Raw genomic sequence first — 17270 nt, forward strand, 5'->3', positions numbered from 1 at the left:
GTATTTAAAAGTGCTCGATAACCTTCTTTGCAAAGCCAGTACAAGTTAAGGTTGTTGAGTTATCGCTCTGCTCTTGCGCTAAATCAAAGGTTACTTCACCGCTTTTAAATGTTTGCTCTAACGCATTTTCTATGAGTAATGCGGCTTCGTCCCACCCCATAAATTTAAGCATTAATACCGCACTTAAAATACTACTGCTGGGGTTTGCTTTATTTTGCCCTGCTATACGTTCAAACGTGCCGTGTGTAGGCTCAAAAAATGCGACATCGTTATTTAAATTTGCAGCAGGCATTATGCCAACACCACCAACTTGTGCACTGAGCATATCCGCTAAAAAGTCACCATTTTGATTAGTCGTCACCACTACATCAAATTGCTCTGGATGCATTAAACATTGTTGCAGCATGTTGTCAGCTATGACTTCTTTAATAATTAAGGGCGATTGGTGTGCTCGCTCTATTTGCAACCAACGCCCATTTTCATGTGCAGTGGCATTAAACTCGTTTTGTGCAAGTGCAAACCCCCAACGCTTAAATGCACCATCGGTAAATTTAAGTACATTACCTTTGTGCACTAGCGTTAATGATTCACTATCGTTTTTAAGTGCATAGTTAATTGCAAAGCGCATTAGTCGCTCAGAGCCTTCTTTAGATATATTTTTAATACCAATTCCGCACTCTTGTGAAAACCTTAGGCGGGTTACGCCCATTTCCTCACATAAAAAATCGAGCATTTTTTCGCTTTCTACACTGCCTGCTTGCCACTCAATACCTGAGTACACGTCTTCGCTACTATCACGAAGCACTGTTATGTTTGTTAAAAAAGGGTTTTTTAAAGGAGAAGGGAGTGCACTAAAGCCTTTTATAGTGCGCATATTTACAAACAAATCCATTTCTTGCCTGAGTGCAACATTAAGAGATCGAAAGCCACCACCTAGTGGTGTGGTTAACGGCCCTTTTATGACAATTTTACAGGCACGTACCGCGTTAATTGTTTCTTGTGGAAACCAATCACCGTCGTACAGCTTTGCGGCCTGCTCGCCATTATAAACCTGCATCCAATGAATTTTCCGTGCGCTTTTATAACAATGCTCAATTGCACTATCAACAACATGGCGCATTACCGGCATAACATCTAGACCCACGCCATCGCCATCAATGAAGGCAATTATAGGTTCTAACGGTATTTGCCAGTGTCCTTGTGCATCAATAGTGATATTTTGGCCGTGCTCAGGAACTTGAATATGCTGATACGTCATGGCTAAACCTAACTTAAAATAACGATTAATTGATTAAACCATGCTTAGCTAGGAGTGTCTGTATTTGTACTTTTATAGTTACTATCATTTTAAAAAATAAAGAATTAGGCGTGATTATTTATCCATTTAGTTGGTCTTGTATATTAGAATTTTCGTACCAGTTATTAAATTACAGTGGAGCATTTTAATGAAATTTTTTTTTGTACTGCTACTATTAATCAGCTCTTTTAACGCATTAGCCGTTGAAGTAGCCATACATAACCTTAGCTCGCTCTCAAGTAATGCTCAAAATACGGTGTCTATATGGGTTAATCAAAGTGTTGAAAAAACACAAAATACACTGGGACCTTTAAAACAAACCACATTGCCTATTTATTTAAAACCGCAATACTTTGCTTTTGAGCCTGTACCTTGGGCTACAGTTAAGCGCAATAACCCCGATGGGCTTGAACTACATATAGATCGCTATGCCAGTTTAAATGCATTCACTAAAGATTGGACGCTATACCATGAACTTTCGCATTTATATTTGCCGCTACTTCCCTACTCCGGTTTTTGGCTTAGCGAGGGTTTTGCCAGTTATATGCAAAACGTAATAATGCGTGACAGCGGTATAATTACCCAGCCGCAATTTGTACAACGTTTAAATGCAGGATTTGATCGTGCCCGCCTGCAAACTAAAACTAAAACACAGCCACTTGATAAGCTCTCTGCCGATATGTGGAAACAACGAGCCCAGCAACGTGTTTATTGGACGGGTGCGGCTTTTTTTGCACAGGCCGATTTGGAGCTACAAAAACAAGGTTTATCTGTCGCGGGTATAATAAAACAGTATCAAGTATGCTGCAGGCCTGCTCGCTCAAGTGCTAAAGCCTTTATAAAAGAGTTAGATAAACTCTCTCGTAGTAGCGTTTTTACAACGCTGTATGCAAAATATAATACCCGCACCGATTTTCCTGATATTAGTAAAGAGCAGCTAAACACGCTTTAACGGCTGCTCTGCTTTATATAGTTACTATATTCAACCAGCCCTTGCGCATCAAAATTGGTTGAGTACTCGTTCATAAAACCATGCAAAAAATTGGTTTTATAGCACTTAACATCCGCTTTGGTGCTTAAAGCTTTAATAACTTCATCAACATTAAAGTGACTCTCACTTGCTGGAAATATGAACTCACAGGGTACTTTTGCGCTTAAATTTAAATTATGTCTAATTTGCGACGGATAAAAGCCAATTAACTTTTTAAGGTGTGTATTGCCTGTTAATAACTGTGCCCGCCATGCTGCACTTGCCCCTGCACTAAACGCAATACACGTCGTTTGCAATTTTAAACTCTCAAAGCATTTTTGAAGTTTGTCGGTGTATTTATCATGGCCACACTGCTGTATAAAATTGTTGTAACTATCTTGTTCACTTTCAATAGCTTGAAACTTGTTATTGTAAGGGTCAACAATCACTAAATTTGAACTAATTGCCTGTGATAACTTCCTTAAAGCAGGGGTTAAACCATAAATATCACTCACTATTAGGTAATTCATACTTATCCTTTGGTAACTAAAAATGGGCTTTGTAAGCAGTTGATAAGATTTATTATAAATATTTTTACAAAAATAGCTTGCACACAATTTATATATAAGTTACCTTCCCTCTCTGGTTTAAAGAAACCGCCGCGGTTAACCATTTACCCTGATCCAGTAAGCCCCGCAAAACGTATATTTGAAAGCTAAGTTATTGTACGGCGAGAACCCCTTGAATAATACCGAGATGATTTTTTACTATCATCGCAAAAGTGTCATAAAGATCGTCAACACTGTAATGAAGCTAAACACAACATCGTTAATTTATTAACTGCAATTTGCTATAAAAATATAGCGCAGAATAAATAACAAGAATAAAGTGAGTTTTATTATGTCTTATAAATATAATGGGTCTATGATCCAAATCGCACATCCAGTGCAATCAATTTCAGTAAACAAACATCGTGTAATCTTTAGTGATACACAAGGTTTAAAAAATGCATTGTTTCAAAAAGCGAGTGATGCACGCCAGTTTGTTAAGTGGCTAAAAGCTAACTAAGCAACACATAACTTTAATTGCCCTTTTATTATTGCAATTATTGATAAGATATTATGCCAGCCTCGTTGCTGGCATTTTACTTTTTAGCTCTTTATTGGTTACAATAGTTTTACAATAATAATTACTGGCAGCTGTTGTAATGCTCCGTATATTTTTAACTTTCTTACTTTTTTTCTGTCTGACCTCAATAGGCAATGCTAGAACCATAAACTGGCTAGCGCACGACTTTGCACCCTATTATATTTTAAATGGTCAATATCAACACCAAGGCCGTGACGAAAGCATAATTTCATTACTTGAAAAACAACTTCCTAATATTACCTTTAACCGCATGCTTATCCCTTCAGGTAAAGTAATCCAAGAGCTATCTAATACTTCAAATAATGTTTGTGCGTTATCGCTTTATAAAAATGATTACAGAAAAGAGCATATTTATTTTACAGACGAAAGCTCAACAACGGGCCTCTCGCCTTCAATAGCAATGCACAAAAGGCTCGCCAAAGCGCTAAATATAGCGGAATCAAAAGAAGTATCACTATTAGATTTAATACAAGATAAAAAACTAACTCTTGGGATCTCTATGAGCCGCTCTTATGGCCAAGAGATAGATACATTGATAAACAGTACGCCTAATATAGATTTAGTAATTAGACCCACTCGCGATAGCCTAGCGAGCCTCACATATATGCTTAACCTAAAACGAATTGATATTTTGCTGGGTTACCCAAGCGAGCATTACTATTTAGCTAAATCAATGCACTTTGAAGAAAACTTAACGCAGCGTCCATTAACCGAATCACCCGCGTTAAGTTATGGTTTTATTGGCTGTACTAAAAACGAGCAAGGCGCAGAAGACATTACTATTCTTAATGAGCAGCTTAAAGTTATTAAAAAAACGCAGGCTTATAATGATTTACTCATGCGCTGGTTGCCCGAGCATTTAAGGCCGCTATTACAGTCACGTATTAATAGCGCAAAATAAGCAAATTCGAAGTCGCTTAATTTGAGTTTCTGTTAAGCAAAAAAAACGCCACAGTAAGTGGCGTTTTTATATTTAATAATGGTATTACTGACGAACGCCTTCTATTGATAAAATAATATCAACATGAGTAGATGCAGGTCCTAAGTTGTAATCAATACCGTAATCGGTAAGTTTAAGGCTGGTTTCGCCCTCAAAACCTACGCGGTAGCCGCCCCACGGATCTTTACCTTCGCCCACTTTATCTATTTCAAAGGTAATAGTGTTAGTTACGCCGTGCAGCGTAAACTCACCGGTTACATCAGCCTCTTCGCCGTCTTCATCAAATTTAATACTCGTGCTTTTAAATGTCGCTTTTGGGTATTTATCTACATTTAAAAAATCTTTACCATGTAAATGCTTATCGCGCTCTGCATGGTTAGAGTCAAGGCTTGTGGTATCAATGTTTACCATAATTTTTGACGTATTAGGGTTTTTAGCATCGTAGCTAAATGTGCCGTCAAAAGTATTAAAACGACCATATAACCAGCTGTAACCTAAGTGTTTAATTTTAAAATTAACAGATGCGTGCCCGCCTTTTGTGTCAATAACATAATCAGCTGCATTAGCGGCTGTTGCCGATAACATCATTGCAGCCGAAACGGCTGTGCTTACTAATAATTTTTTCATTTTAATCATCCTTTAATGGTTTGATCATTCTGATTAAGGTTTTATCTTTATCGATAAAGTGATGTTTTAGCGCCCCTAGTGCATGCAATACTGCAAACCCGATTAATGTGCACGCGCCGTAATAATGTACTTTTCCTGCAATATCGGCTTGGTCATCAAAGGCAAAATCAAGCGCTGATACATTAAATAAAGTAAATACTTCTATTGGACGCCCGTCTGCGGTTGATATTAAATACCCTGCAACAACAATAACAGCCAAAATAATATACATAGCAATATGCGCCGTATGCGCTAATTGGTTCATGCCTTTACTCTCACCTAATGGTTTAGGTTGTGTAGATAAAGCACGCCATAAAATTCTAAATAAAAATACGGCCACAAGCGTAATACCAATACTCTTATGTAAATCGAGTGAACCTTTATACCAGCTATCGTAATAAGTAAGCTCAACCATATATAAACCTAAACCAAACAGGCCAAAAATAGTCAGCGCCATGAGCCAATGTAAAATAATGGCGACAAGTCCGTAAGATGAAGGTGTATTTTTAAACATGTGTAAGTTCCTATAATGCTATGACGTTACAATATAGTGCACAGCCGTAAATGAAAATAACATTTACAAACACTTTGCGTGCGTATACGCACAGAACTTTATTATTTAAAGTCAGTTTTGCAAATAGATGATTAAACAGATAGTTTTATAGGGTAGATTGTTCGCTTAAGCTGACATAAATTAAGCTCTCAGGGCTTACTTGCAAACAGGTAACAAGTCCTTCTTTAATAAGCTCAAGCATAGCTATAAAACTAACCACTACACCACTTCGCCCTTCATTTGGGGTAAAAAGCGCATTAAATACCACTGCCGAGTTTGCTTGCGATAGTTGCTGTAATATTTGGCTCATTCTCTCTCGGGTTGAGAGTACTTCAGCAGTAATTTGATGATGCTCAAACGTTTTTGCTCGCGCCATTACATCACTCAGCGCCAGCATTAAGTCTTTAAGTTCAATATCGGGGAGATTTTGACTTGTATCTTCACTTATTGGCATAGCGGCATGCGCTATAAAAATATCACGACCAACACGGGGAATATCGTCGAGGTTTTCGGCGGCTTGTTTAAACAGCTCATACTCTTGCAGGCGTTTAATAAGCTCAGCGCGAGGATCTTCTTCCTCTTCAAGCTCTTCGTGTACAGGTAATAATAAGCGCGACTTAATTTGCGCAAGTAACGCAGCCATTACTAAATATTCGCCAGCAAGTTCGAGTTGAAACTCGGTCATCATTTCTACATAACTTACGTACTGCTCTGTAATACTAAAAATAGAAAGTTCGAGTACATCAAGCTTATGCTTTTTAATTAAATAGAGCAGTAAATCGAGCGGGCCTTCAAAGGTTTCTAATATTATTTCGAGCGCGTCAGGTGGAATGTATAAATCTTCTGGTTTGTCTACAACCGCTTTACCATGCAAAAAAGCCAGTGGCAGCTTTTGCTGCACTGGCTTTTCACTATTTTTTGTATTCGCAGTGCTTTCGCTCACTCGCTATTACTCAAACGGGCTTGTATCACCACAGCCAATACGCAAAATCTTGACTTCATCTTCCGACAAATCGATTACCGTGGTTGCTTGCTCGGCTAAGTGGCCACCGTGAATAATTAAATCAACGTGTTTATCTAATCGCTCTAATATTTCATCAGGATCTGATTCTGTAAACTGCTCACCTGGTAAAATTAAAGAACACGACATTAACGGCTCACCAAGTTCGGCAAGTAACGCACAGGCTATTGGGTGCTCAATTACACGCATGCCAATGGTTTTTTTCTTGTCGTTTAATAAACGTTTAGGGACTTCTTTTGTGCCTTTAAAAATAAAGGTATATGGCCCTGGCGTATTATTTTTAATGAGTCTAAATAGCTGGTTATCTACGCGTGCATAAGTAGATAACTCCGATAAATCACGGCAAACTAGCGTAAAATTATCGTTTTTTTCAATACCACGAATACGCTCTATGCGCTCTTTGGCTTGCTTATTACCAATGTTACAACCGATGGCGTAGCCCGAATCTGTTGGGTAAACAACAACGCCGCCTTGTTTAATAATATCAACGGCTTGACTAATTAGTCTCGGTTGCGGGTTATCAGGATGAATATGAAATAATTGACTCATGTTAATGCCCCTTCTTCTCCTTCCCAAGCTTGCCAAACACCTTGGCAGTCTTTTGGTAGGTATAAATTTTTGCCAAGCTCTAAATAGCTTGTCGGAAAATGAAAATCAGACCCTTGTGAGCAAAGTAGTTCGTACTCACGGCTGAGTTCACCTAAAAATTGACGTTCGCTTGGCGCCTGTTGAGGTTGTGCAACTTCCATTGCGTCCCCTCCTACACTTTTAAATTCTACTAATAATTTGCGTAGCCACTTGTTTGACATTTGATAGCTACTTGGATGCGCTAGTACAGCAACACCACCAGCGGCATGTATGGCCTCAATAGCGGTTTGCATGGTGCACCAGCAACTTGGTACGTAGCCTGTTTTGCCACGCCCTAAGTACTTTTTAAAAACACCCGGGAAATTTTTAGCAACACCGCGCTCAATAAGGGCGCGTGCAAAATGTGCACGCGTTATTTGCGCGTCTTTTGCCAGCTCTTTAGCTTGCTCGTAAATGCCATCAAAGCCATTTTTTGCAAGGCGAACACCAATCTCTAGTGCACGCTCTTCTCGCTTTTGCTGCTGAGCTGATAATAAAGAAGTAAGGTCAATATTATTAATATCAATATTTAAACCTACAATATGAATTTCGAAGCTTTCCCATTTAGTAGACACTTCGGTACCCGTTATTAATGAAAGCGGTAAGTTTTCGGTTTTAATAAATTGCTGCGCAGGCTTAATAGCCGCCACAGTGTCATGATCGGTAATAGCAAACACATCAATATTTTTATCAACAGCGCGATGCAATAATTCTTCAACCGTTAAACGCCCGTCTGAATGAGTGGTATGGCTATGTAAATCATATTTTATCAAAAGAAAACTGCTTAAAATTAAGGGTTACTGGTGTTTATGTAAGTATAACAACTTTTTTGACTAAATTGTTTTAAATAAACACTTGACACAAAAGCATAAGATACGTTTTACTGTAGCCACTTTCAGACACATTAAGAATTAACAATAATGATCAATTCAAACTTAAACACTATTTGGTGGTGGCACTCGTAATTATCGGGTGATGAATTGTCGTGTCTAACAAAAATTCAAAACCCGCAACTATGCGGGTTTTTTTATAACTAAATTTTACGAAACGTATACGTTAAAAATATTTAATAAATTTTGAGGCAGAAAAACATGAATAACGGTCTTACTCTTACACATCGTTGGTGGTGGCGCCTGATATAGCGGGACGGTAATGATCTGTTTGTAATTTAGATATCGTTATTCAAACCCCGCATTGCTAAAGCATTGCGGGGTTTAATTTTTTGAGGGAATGAGGTTTGATTTTTAGTCATATAACTACCACACCAGGCGAAGTAACAAGCATTACGCAAGTACGCGACTATATTAGTAGTCCTCTTGCATTATACGCGGCACTTGATAAGCCTAACTCACTACTGCTTGAATCGGCTGAGATTGATTCTAAAGACAGTGTAAAAAGTTTAATTTTAGTCGACTGTGCCCTACGCATCGTATGCCAAGGTAAAACAGTTACTATTACTGCTCAATCTAATAATGGGCAACAGCTTCTAAGCTACTTGCAGGCAAATGTTAAAAGCTGTGATGCCACTTTAGACGGCGCAACACTTACCCTGTGTTATTTAGACACTAGCGGCGATACTGACGAAGCAAGTAAACTAATTGCAGATAATGCATTTAGCGCCCTTCGTACTTGTATTAATAGTATAAAAAGCACAACTAATAATCCATTTTCGTTATTTTTAGGCGGTGTATTTTCCTACGATATGGTAGCAAACTTTGAGCAGTTAAGTGATGTACCTGATGGCGAAAATACGTGCCCAGATTACGTATTTTATTTAGCCGAAACCTTAGTTGTTATTGACCATCAAAAACAAACAACTGAGCTTATTGGTAATGTATTTAATGGACCAGACGTACACGCTAACTGCTTTGAAGTAGGTAAAGAGTTAGAACGCTTAAATACACTGTGTGATAACGCTTCAGAATTTAGCGCACCAATGCAAAGTGGCGAATGTGAGGTAAGCGTTGATATAGACGATGACACTTATTGTGAGCAAGTGGTTAAGCTTAAAAAGAATATTGTAGATGGTGATATTTTTCAGGTAGTGCCGTCGCGTACATTTTCACTACCTTGTCCTGACGCTTTACATGCTTACAGCCAACTTAAAAAGCAAAACCCAAGTCCGTATATGTTTTATATGCGCGATGAAGACTTTGCTTTATTTGGCGCATCGCCTGAATCAGCACTTAAATACACAGTGCAATCTCAGCAAGTTGAAGTATACCCAATTGCTGGCACTCGCCCACGTGGCAAATTTGCTAATGGGCAAATAAACCCAGACCTAGACAGCCGCATTGAACTTGAACTTAGAAACGATCAAAAAGAGCGCGCCGAGCATTTAATGCTTGTCGATTTAGCCCGTAACGACGTAGCACGTATTAGTGTTGCAGGTACTCGTTTTGCCAAAGAGCTATTAAAAGTAGACCGTTATTCACAGGTAATGCATTTAGTGTCACGCGTTGTTGGCACACTAAAACCCGAGCTTGATGCACTGCATGCTTACCAAGCTTGTATGAACATGGGCACGCTTGTTGGTGCACCAAAGGTTCGTGCTGCTGAGCTTGTTCGTCAAACTGAAGGGAAACGCCGTGGCAGCTATGGCGGCGCTGTAGGTTACTTAACGGGCGATGGCACAATGGATAGCTGTATAGTTATTCGCTCAGCTTTTGTTAAAAACAACATAGCCTACGTGCAAGCTGGTGCCGGTGTAGTGTTTGACTCAGATCCTATTTCAGAAGCAAACGAAACTCGCGCTAAAGCACAAGCGGTTATCACCGCCATAAAATCTACATATAAGGCGGTATAAAATGAGTAAAGCGAATCCTATTAAAATCTATTTTTTAGATAACTTTGACTCATTTACATATAACCTTGTTGATGAGCTAACGATGCTTGGCTGCGAACTGGTTGTTTACAGAAACAACATTAGCGCTGAGGTTATTTTTAACAAAATGCGCCAAGAGCAAGGCCAAGTGCTATTAGTACTCTCGCCTGGTCCTGGCACACCAAGCGATGCGGGCTGTTTAATGGAGCTTATTGAGCTGTCTAAAGGCCACTTCCCAATGCTAGGCATTTGTTTAGGCCAACAAGCATTAACACAAAGTTACGGTGGAGTAATCGGTCACGCGGGTGAAACCGTACATGGCAAGTCTTCAATTATTAATTTAGGTGAGCACACTGTATTTGATGGTATGGGCAATACAATGCCTGTGGCACGTTACCATTCATTAATGGCAACAAAAGTGCCTGATAATATTGAGGTTATTGCCCAGTACGAAGATATCCCTATGGCTATTTATCATCATAGTGACAACGCATTGGGTTACCAGTTTCATCCAGAATCAATACTAACGCCAAACGGCGCAATGCTACTCCAGCAAAGTGTCGCTTACTTAACACGCGCTAAATAAAAGAGGACATTATGAGTACACAACCAGAACAACCCATAAATGTTCAACACGCGATTGAGCAACTAATTACTGGGCAATCATTAAGCTACGCAGACGCCAAAGCACTTTTTGATGAAATAATGCAAGGTAATATGAGTGAAATTGAGCTAACCGCCCTACTTATAAGCCTTAAAATTAAAGGCGAAGTAAGCGACGAAATTGCAGGCGCTGCAGCCTCTATGCGCGAAAACGCCGTTGCTTTTACTACCAGCAGTACGCAACTTGCCGATAGCTGTGGCACTGGTGGCGATGGCTCAAACACAATTAATATAAGTACAACGGCTGCAATTGTTGCCGCTGCTGCCGGTATTAACATGGTAAAACATGGTAATCGCAGTGTATCGAGTAATTCAGGCTCAGCCGATTTACTCAAAGCCCTGGGCATTAATATAGATATGAGCCCAGAGCAAGCAGCAAAATGTCTTGAGCAAACCAATTTTACCTTTTTGTTTGCACCGCACTATCACAGTGGCGTACGCCATGCGATGGGCGTACGAACATCGCTTAAAACACGCACTATTTTCAATATTTTAGGTCCGCTTGCTAACCCTGCTGCACCTGAAGTGCAATTACTCGGCGTCTATAACGAAGCGTTGTGTATGCCAATGGCACAAACACTTAAAACCCTTGGCACAAAGCGCGCTATGATTGTTCACGGCTCGGGCACTGACGAAATAGCCCTACACGGCCCAACAACGGTAGTTGAGCTAAATAATGGCGAGATTACGCAGTACACACTAAACCCAAGCGACTTTGACCTTGCAAACTATTCACTTGAACAACTCGCTGGTGAAGGCCCACAATACAACGCAAATGCTAGCCTCGCCATCTTGCAAGGCAAAGGCACAGGTGCACACAATGCCGCCATTGTGGTTAACGTAGCTGCATTGTTATACCTAACAGGTAAAGCACAATCTTTAAAAGAAGGTGCGCAGCAAGTAAACACATTATTAAGTTCAGGCAAGGCCATGAACACATTAAATGCAATTATTGAGGTAAGTCATGGCTAACGTATTAGACAAAATTGTTGCTGATAAAGAATTAGAACTGATTGAGCGTAAAGCCGCGCGCCCGCTTGAAAGCTTTAAGCACCTTGCAGTGCCTACCAGCCGTAGCTTTTATAAAGCGCTTGCAGCGCCTGGCACACAGTTTATTTTAGAGTGTAAAAAAGCATCTCCATCAAAAGGGCTTATTCGTGAGCCATTTGATTTAACCGAAATCACCTCGGTTTATAAAAAATACGCCACCTGCATGAGCGTGTTAACTGATGCTAAATATTTTCAAGGCAGTTTTGATTACCTCGAATTTGTGCGCAGCCAAGTAGAGCAACCGCTTATCTGTAAAGATTTTTTTATAGATGAGTACCAAGTGTATATGGCGCGTATTTATGGCGGTGATGCTATATTACTGATGCTTTCGGTACTTGATGACGAAAGCTACAAAGCTCTACATGCGGTTGCCGATTCTCTGAATATGTCGGTATTAACCGAAGTAAGCAACGAAGAAGAAGTACACCGCGCACTTGCGCTTGATGCACAAATTATTGGTATTAATAACCGCGATTTACGCGATTTAAGCACCGATTTAGCCACTACCGAAAAGCTACGCAAACTTATCCCAGCAGATAAAGTGGTTATTTCGGAATCGGGTATTTACACCCATCAAGACGTAAAACGTTTAGCTCCATTATGTGATGGCTTTCTAATTGGCAGCTCGCTTATGAGCGAGCGCGATTTAGAGCAAGCATGTCGCCGTGTTATTTTAGGCGACAATAAAGTATGTGGTTTAACACGTAGCCAAGATGCACAAGCCGCTTATAAAAATGGTGCTGTTTACGGTGGTTTAATTTTTCACCCTAAATCGCCGCGTTATGTTGATTTAGATTGCGCAAGAGAGCTAAGCCAAAGTGCTCCGCTTAATTTTGTGGGTGTATTTGTCGATGCCCCAATTGAGCAAGTTGCTCAATACGCAAGTGTGTTAAAATTAGCGGCAGTTCAATTACATGGACAAGAAAGTGACGATTACATTGCTGCGCTGCGTACACAACTTCCAACTAATTGTGAAATTTGGAAAGCCCAAGCAATTAAAGATGCATTACCAACACCTGTAAAAGGCGTTGACCGACACCTTTACGATACACACAGCGACACGCAAGCTGGCGGTACAGGTAAAGCATTTGATTGGTCGGTGCTTAGCGGCGCAACTACACCGTTTATGCTCGCTGGAGGCTTAAATCCAGACAATATTAAAGATGCGCTTTTTCAAGGTGCCTTAGGCCTTGACTTAAACTCAGGCGTTGAAGAATCTGCGGGTAAAAAGTGCCCTAACAAATTACATAATGCTTTTACAAGCATCAGAAATTATTGAGGTTAAAATGCAAAATCCAGCTTATTTTGGCGAGTTTGGCGGTATGTTTGTACCCGAGTTACTTGTCCCTGCGCTTAAGCAGTTAGAAAACGAATTTAACAAAGCACAAAAAGACCCTGAGTTTCAGGCAGAGCTAAGTAAATTATTAAACGAGTATGCGGGTCGCCCTACCCCACTTACTTTAACGCGTAATTTAGTTAAAAACCCAAAAGTAAAACTGTACCTAAAGCGTGAAGATTTACTACATGGTGGCGCACATAAAACCAACCAAGTACTTGGTCAGGCGTTACTTACTAAGCGTATGGGTAAAAAACAAGTTATTGCTGAAACAGGTGCCGGTCAACACGGTGTTGCAACAGCGCTTGCATGTGCACTACTGGGTTTAAAATGTCGTATTTATATGGGCGCAAAAGACGTTGAACGTCAGCAACCTAACGTATTTAGAATGAAGTTAATGGGTGCAGAGGTTATTCCGGTAACAGCGGGTTCTGGCACATTAAAAGATGCCGTAAACGAAGCGCTGCGTGACTGGTCAGCAAATTACCAAGACGCGCACTACCTACTAGGTACAGCTGCGGGTCCTCACCCATTCCCAACAATTGTACGCGAGTATCAAAAAATTATTGGTGAAGAAGCTAAACAACAAGTACTTAAAGCAGAAGGTCGTTTACCTGACGCTGTTATTGCCTGTGTTGGTGGTGGTTCAAACGCAATTGGTATGTTTACCGACTTTATTGACGAGCCAGGCGTTAAATTAATTGGTGTTGAGCCTGCTGGTAAAGGTCTTGATACAAATGAGCACGGTGCAACAATTTGTAAAGGCACAAAAGGCATATTGCACGGTACTTATACGTACATTATGCAAAATGATGATGGCCAAATTGAAGAGTCTTACTCTGTATCAGCGGGTCTTGATTACCCAGCAGTTGGTCCTCAGCATGCATTTTTACACGAAACTGGTCGCGCTCAATACGTGGGTATTACCGATACAGAAGCGCTTGATGCGTTTCAGTCGCTTGCTAAAAACGAAGGGATTATTCCGGCACTTGAATCAAGCCATGCGCTAGCTTATGCGCTTAAGTACGCAGAGGAGCTAACCGAGGAAAGTGTTATAGTGATTAATTTAAGTGGTCGTGGCGATAAAGATTTAGCACACGTTCACAATGTACTAACTGAAAGAGGTCAGCTATGAGCCAAGTAAAAACGGATCGTTACGGCAAAATGTTTGCAGCGCTTAACGAGCAAAAACAAGGTGCGTTTGTACCATTTGTAACGATTGGCGACCCAGGTAAAGAGCAAAGTATTGCGATTATTAAAAGTCTAATTGACGGCGGAGCAGATGCGCTTGAGCTTGGTATTCCGTTTTCTGACCCAATTGCAGATGGTCCAGTAATTCAAAAAGCTAATATTCGCGCCCTCGATGTGCACATTAACACACAAGATTGCTTTGATATTATTAAAGAAATACGTGAGTATAACGCCGATATTCCAATTGGCTTATTATTGTATTCAAACCTTGTGTTTAAACGTGGTATTGAAGCATTTTATAAAGATGCAAAAGCAGTAGGCGTAGACTCAATTTTAGTGGCTGATGTGCCTTTACATGAATCTAAAATGTTTAGAAAGTCAGCAATGGATAACGGTGTAGACCCAATTTTTATTGCAACACCAAATGCCGATGACGACACACTTCGCCAGTGTGCCTCTTACGGTCGTGGTTATACGTATTTACTATCGCGCGCAGGTGTTACCGGTACAGATACTAAAGCACAAATGCCAGCGGGTAATATTGTCACTAAATTAAAAGAATACCATGCAGCCCCTGCTCTTTTAGGGTTTGGTATTTCAACACCAGATGATGTAAAAGCCGCACTTAACGCAGGCGCAGCAGGTGCTATTTCAGGCTCTGCAGTGGTTAAAATTATTGAAGCTAACCTTAATGATTTACCAACAATGACCGCGCAACTAAAAGCATTTGTAGCCGATATGAAAGCAGCTACATCGCTATAATCTAACTAGGGCGTGTTTTATACGCATTAAAAAAAGGGCATTTTAAATGCCCTTTTTTGTTTTTAAAATCAAACGCTGTATCAATATCCAAACGTTTTAAAAAGAAAATTAGTGAGCTTGGTGTTTACCCTCTAAGATCTCTTCAATAAATTTAGCATTAAATGCTTCTAAATCTGCTGGGCTTCGGCTTGTTACTAAACCTTTATCTACACATACTTCTTGGTCAACCCAATTAGCACCTGCATTAATTAAATCGCTTTTAATACTAGGAAAAGAAGTTATAGTACGATCGCGCAATTTATTAATTTCAGCTAACAACCACGGCGCATGGCAAATAGCAGCAACAGGCTTGTTTTTTTCTGCGCCAAAAAAGCCATCAATAAAGGCTTTAGCATCTTTATCTTGGCGTAAGCTGTCTGGGTTAAATAAGCCACCTGGAAGCATAAGCGCGTCGTAATCAGCAGGGTCTGCGTTTGTAACTAGTTTATCTACTGTTACTTTATCGCCCCACTTATCTTCATCCCAGCCCGTAATTTGGCCTTCTTTAATTGATACTATTTCGATGTTTGCACCGGCATCAAGTAATGCGCTGCGTGGAGATAAAAGCTCACTTTGCTCAAACCCATCAGTGGCTAAAATTGCAATTTTTTTGCCTTGTAAACGCGTGCTTGTTTGTAATGTACTCATTGAGATCTCCTTATTTGATACCAACCTGCATAAATCTTTGAGCAATTTAACGAATTAAATCGCACTATAACGTCGTTAAAAACCTTTCATTTAGAACAACTAAATACGAAAAATTTTTGCCTAGTTCTAGCGTAATTTTCTTAACGTTCAATAGACCCCATATATCAGCAGACTGGTATTGTTTAAAAATATGTTCGAAACACACAGTTAAACAGCATAATGCATGCCGAAATCAAGCTATTGAAAATTAAAGAATAAATTGGAGTAGAGTTTGTGGTGCTATGTAAATTATTTAGAGATTATGAATAATGTACATAAGTGCGAATCTATTTCCAACTCATGTAATTTAACGCCACTAAACGCGAGGAATAAAACCTCACCTACAACATATAGCTGTAGGTGCGAATTTACTTCGCGCTCATGTAACTTATCTATCAATACGGGGTATAAAACCTTAAATAAATTTAAAGAAGATCTTTTAACGCTTTAGCCGGTTTAAAAACCGCTTTGTTTGCGCCTTCTATTTCAATTGCAGCCCCTGTTTGCGGGTTACGCCCAGTACGCGCTGGATAGTAACTTAGTGCAAACGTACCAAAGCCATTAATTTGAACTTGATCGCCCTCAGAAAGCGATTTAGTAATCACTTTTTGCAAGCTTGAAAGTGCCGCTTGAGCATCTTTTTTTGTTAATTCACTTTTGTGTGCAATGGCAGCAACGAGTTCTGCTTTATTCATTTTAGGCTCCTAAATACACGCCAAATCAGTGTTGGTTAAGCGTGGGAATATGATGATATAAAAAATACCAAACCAAATTGGCAATAAAGCCACGCAGGCTAAGGGTTACAGGGCAACAAGTCAACCTTGTAGTTGCTAAGCTTTATGTGGTAAAAAGCCTTTGACTCTTTTTTGTATAATTTAGGTAAGCTATGCACGCATTAATTGAATACATCCCACTCATACTGTTTTTTGCAGTGTTTAAACTCGTCGATATTTATTGGGCTACCGGTTTATTAATGGCCACTACGCTCATTCAAGTTGCTTATAGCTACTTTAAACATGGAACTGTGCCTACTCGTCAGTGGATATTTTTTGGCATTGCTGCCGTCTTTGGTACGTTAACGCTGGTACTTCATGATGAGCAATACATAAAATGGAAAGCAACACTCATATACGCAGGTTTAAGCTTAACGTTACTTGTTAGCCGTTATGTACTTAAGAAAAATCTCGTTAAAAAAGCGCTTAGCTCAATCCTCGAAAATGCTAATGATACAAAACAAGCCATTGTAGTCCCAGAACCATTATGGGATAAGCTTAACCTAATGTGGGTTGCTATAACTGCTGGCATCGCAGCACTAAACATTTATATTGCATATAATTTCTCGCTCGACTTTTGGGTTAATTTTAAAGTGTTTGGTTTAATGGGTATTACCTTTGTGAGTATTTTTGCCACTATTATTGCCTTGTACAAATACCTCCCTAGTGAAGAAGAACCTGCAAAATAATTTTATAGATCACTTTGTAGATTACTAATCTCG

Annotated in this window: 19 protein-coding genes; 10 read left to right on the plus strand and 9 right to left on the minus strand. The window is 39.8% G+C overall.

Going from position 1 to position 17270, the window contains the following annotated elements; translation table 11 throughout:
- Window positions 1-4: 4 nt before the first annotated feature.
- Window positions 5-1258: an NADP-dependent isocitrate dehydrogenase gene (gene icd / locus AAEY68_RS03570; RefSeq protein ID WP_350585477.1), complete on the minus strand. Its 1254-nt coding sequence runs from the start codon at window positions 1256-1258 to the stop codon at window positions 5-7.
- A gap of 187 nt (window positions 1259-1445) precedes the next feature.
- On the opposite strand from icd, the gene AAEY68_RS03575 reads away from it, so the two are divergent.
- On the plus strand, window positions 1446-2249 hold the full coding sequence (locus AAEY68_RS03575) for a M61 family metallopeptidase (RefSeq protein WP_350585478.1): 804 nt from the start codon (window positions 1446-1448) through the stop codon (window positions 2247-2249).
- Here the strand turns inward: AAEY68_RS03575 and AAEY68_RS03580 are convergent.
- Complete coding sequence (locus AAEY68_RS03580) at window positions 2246-2797, minus strand: hypothetical protein (protein WP_350585479.1); 552 nt, start codon at window positions 2795-2797, stop codon at window positions 2246-2248. The two genes, AAEY68_RS03575 and AAEY68_RS03580, sit on opposite strands and share 4 nt — an antisense overlap.
- A gap of 370 nt (window positions 2798-3167) precedes the next feature.
- On the opposite strand from AAEY68_RS03580, the gene AAEY68_RS03585 reads away from it, so the two are divergent.
- A complete protein-coding gene (locus tag AAEY68_RS03585) occupies window positions 3168-3335 on the plus strand; it encodes a hypothetical protein (protein WP_002961566.1) in 168 nt (55 codons plus the stop codon).
- Between the two features lie 139 nt (window positions 3336-3474).
- The gene (locus AAEY68_RS03590; protein ID WP_350585480.1) at window positions 3475-4317 is read left to right on the plus strand and encodes a transporter substrate-binding domain-containing protein; all 843 of its coding nucleotides are present in this window, start codon (window positions 3475-3477) and stop codon (window positions 4315-4317) included.
- 84 nt (window positions 4318-4401) lie between these two features.
- On the opposite strand, the gene AAEY68_RS03595 is transcribed toward AAEY68_RS03590, so the two are convergent.
- The 5 genes from AAEY68_RS03595 to rnm all read right to left on the minus strand — a co-directional run bounded on the left by AAEY68_RS03595 (window position 4402) and on the right by rnm (window position 7996).
- Window positions 4402-4983 (minus strand): YceI family protein, encoded by a 582-nt coding sequence (locus tag AAEY68_RS03595; RefSeq protein ID WP_165741701.1) that lies wholly within the window; start codon window positions 4981-4983, stop codon window positions 4402-4404.
- A gap of 1 nt (window position 4984) precedes the next feature.
- Window positions 4985-5536 (minus strand): cytochrome b, encoded by a 552-nt coding sequence (locus AAEY68_RS03600; RefSeq protein WP_002961572.1) that lies wholly within the window; start codon window positions 5534-5536, stop codon window positions 4985-4987.
- A 145-nt stretch (window positions 5537-5681) separates the two neighbouring features.
- Complete coding sequence (locus AAEY68_RS03605; RefSeq protein WP_010554218.1) at window positions 5682-6518, minus strand: segregation and condensation protein A; 837 nt, start codon at window positions 6516-6518, stop codon at window positions 5682-5684.
- Between the two features lie 6 nt (window positions 6519-6524).
- Complete coding sequence (locus tag AAEY68_RS03610; RefSeq protein WP_350585481.1) at window positions 6525-7145, minus strand: L-threonylcarbamoyladenylate synthase; 621 nt, start codon at window positions 7143-7145, stop codon at window positions 6525-6527.
- Window positions 7142-7996 carry an RNase RNM gene (gene rnm / locus AAEY68_RS03615; protein ID WP_024590417.1) on the minus strand — a complete coding sequence of 285 codons (855 nt, stop codon included), beginning with the start codon at window positions 7994-7996 and terminating at the stop codon, window positions 7142-7144. The genes AAEY68_RS03610 and rnm overlap by 4 nt, the downstream gene beginning before the upstream one ends.
- Before the next feature lie 464 nt (window positions 7997-8460).
- On the opposite strand from rnm, the gene AAEY68_RS03620 reads away from it, so the two are divergent.
- From AAEY68_RS03620 to trpA, 6 genes are read left to right on the plus strand one after another with little or no spacing between them, the layout of a single operon-like run.
- A complete protein-coding gene (locus AAEY68_RS03620) occupies window positions 8461-10029 on the plus strand; it encodes an anthranilate synthase component 1 (RefSeq protein ID WP_350585482.1) in 1569 nt (522 codons plus the stop codon).
- A gap of 1 nt (window position 10030) precedes the next feature.
- Window positions 10031-10633, plus strand: a complete 603-nt coding sequence (locus AAEY68_RS03625; RefSeq protein ID WP_350585483.1) for an aminodeoxychorismate/anthranilate synthase component II — start codon at window positions 10031-10033, stop codon at window positions 10631-10633.
- Window positions 10634-10644: 11 nt separating this feature from the next.
- Window positions 10645-11682 carry an anthranilate phosphoribosyltransferase gene (gene trpD / locus AAEY68_RS03630; RefSeq protein WP_197119743.1) on the plus strand — a complete coding sequence of 346 codons (1038 nt, stop codon included), beginning with the start codon at window positions 10645-10647 and terminating at the stop codon, window positions 11680-11682.
- A complete protein-coding gene (gene trpCF / locus AAEY68_RS03635) occupies window positions 11675-13039 on the plus strand; it encodes a bifunctional indole-3-glycerol-phosphate synthase TrpC/phosphoribosylanthranilate isomerase TrpF (protein ID WP_197179555.1) in 1365 nt (454 codons plus the stop codon). The genes trpD and trpCF overlap by 8 nt, the downstream gene beginning before the upstream one ends.
- A gap of 7 nt (window positions 13040-13046) precedes the next feature.
- Window positions 13047-14231, plus strand: a complete 1185-nt coding sequence (gene trpB / locus AAEY68_RS03640) for a tryptophan synthase subunit beta (RefSeq protein WP_010554212.1) — start codon at window positions 13047-13049, stop codon at window positions 14229-14231.
- A complete protein-coding gene (trpA, locus tag AAEY68_RS03645) occupies window positions 14228-15049 on the plus strand; it encodes a tryptophan synthase subunit alpha (RefSeq protein WP_024590411.1) in 822 nt (273 codons plus the stop codon). Before trpB ends, trpA begins: the two co-directional genes overlap by 4 nt.
- A 108-nt stretch (window positions 15050-15157) precedes the next feature.
- On the opposite strand, the gene AAEY68_RS03650 is transcribed toward trpA, so the two are convergent.
- Both AAEY68_RS03650 and AAEY68_RS03655 read right to left on the minus strand, forming a co-directional pair.
- Window positions 15158-15736, minus strand: coding sequence for a type 1 glutamine amidotransferase domain-containing protein (locus AAEY68_RS03650; RefSeq protein WP_007582489.1), 579 nt, complete (start codon window positions 15734-15736; stop codon window positions 15158-15160).
- 464 nt (window positions 15737-16200) lie between these two features.
- Window positions 16201-16470, minus strand: a complete 270-nt coding sequence (locus AAEY68_RS03655; RefSeq protein WP_077538106.1) for an HU family DNA-binding protein — start codon at window positions 16468-16470, stop codon at window positions 16201-16203.
- Between the two features lie 191 nt (window positions 16471-16661).
- Here AAEY68_RS03655 and AAEY68_RS03660 point away from each other — a divergent pair, with 191 nt between their 5' ends.
- On the plus strand, window positions 16662-17237 hold the full coding sequence (locus AAEY68_RS03660) for an inner membrane-spanning protein YciB (RefSeq protein ID WP_007582487.1): 576 nt from the start codon (window positions 16662-16664) through the stop codon (window positions 17235-17237).
- Window positions 17238-17270 lie beyond the last annotated feature (33 nt).

It is taken from the genome of Pseudoalteromonas sp. RB2-MNA-CIBAN-0110, from assembly GCF_040309305.1.
Taxonomy (GTDB): Bacteria; Pseudomonadota; Gammaproteobacteria; order Enterobacterales; family Alteromonadaceae; genus Pseudoalteromonas; species Pseudoalteromonas arctica.

What these genes read in the sequence shown, in the direction of transcription:
- icd (WP_350585477.1), bottom strand. Translation starts at nt 1,258, where the DNA reads ATGACGTATCAGCATATTCAAGTTCCTGAGCACGGCCAAAATATCACT.
- AAEY68_RS03575 (WP_350585478.1), top strand. Translation starts at nt 1,446, where the DNA reads ATGAAATTTTTTTTTGTACTGCTACTATTAATCAGCTCTTTTAACGCA.
- AAEY68_RS03580 (WP_350585479.1), bottom strand. Translation starts at nt 2,797, where the DNA reads ATGAATTACCTAATAGTGAGTGATATTTATGGTTTAACCCCTGCTTTA.
- AAEY68_RS03585 (WP_002961566.1), top strand. Translation starts at nt 3,168, where the DNA reads ATGTCTTATAAATATAATGGGTCTATGATCCAAATCGCACATCCAGTG.
- AAEY68_RS03590 (WP_350585480.1), top strand. Translation starts at nt 3,475, where the DNA reads ATGCTCCGTATATTTTTAACTTTCTTACTTTTTTTCTGTCTGACCTCA.
- AAEY68_RS03595 (WP_165741701.1), bottom strand. Translation starts at nt 4,983, where the DNA reads ATGAAAAAATTATTAGTAAGCACAGCCGTTTCGGCTGCAATGATGTTA.
- AAEY68_RS03600 (WP_002961572.1), bottom strand. Translation starts at nt 5,536, where the DNA reads ATGTTTAAAAATACACCTTCATCTTACGGACTTGTCGCCATTATTTTA.
- AAEY68_RS03610 (WP_350585481.1), bottom strand. Translation starts at nt 7,145, where the DNA reads ATGAGTCAATTATTTCATATTCATCCTGATAACCCGCAACCGAGACTA.
- AAEY68_RS03625 (WP_350585483.1), top strand. Translation starts at nt 10,031, where the DNA reads ATGAGTAAAGCGAATCCTATTAAAATCTATTTTTTAGATAACTTTGAC.
- trpD (WP_197119743.1), top strand. Translation starts at nt 10,645, where the DNA reads ATGAGTACACAACCAGAACAACCCATAAATGTTCAACACGCGATTGAG.
- trpCF (WP_197179555.1), top strand. Translation starts at nt 11,675, where the DNA reads ATGGCTAACGTATTAGACAAAATTGTTGCTGATAAAGAATTAGAACTG.
- trpB (WP_010554212.1), top strand. Translation starts at nt 13,047, where the DNA reads ATGCAAAATCCAGCTTATTTTGGCGAGTTTGGCGGTATGTTTGTACCC.
- trpA (WP_024590411.1), top strand. Translation starts at nt 14,228, where the DNA reads ATGAGCCAAGTAAAAACGGATCGTTACGGCAAAATGTTTGCAGCGCTT.
- AAEY68_RS03650 (WP_007582489.1), bottom strand. Translation starts at nt 15,736, where the DNA reads ATGAGTACATTACAAACAAGCACGCGTTTACAAGGCAAAAAAATTGCA.
- AAEY68_RS03655 (WP_077538106.1), bottom strand. Translation starts at nt 16,470, where the DNA reads ATGAATAAAGCAGAACTCGTTGCTGCCATTGCACACAAAAGTGAATTA.
- AAEY68_RS03660 (WP_007582487.1), top strand. Translation starts at nt 16,662, where the DNA reads ATGCACGCATTAATTGAATACATCCCACTCATACTGTTTTTTGCAGTG.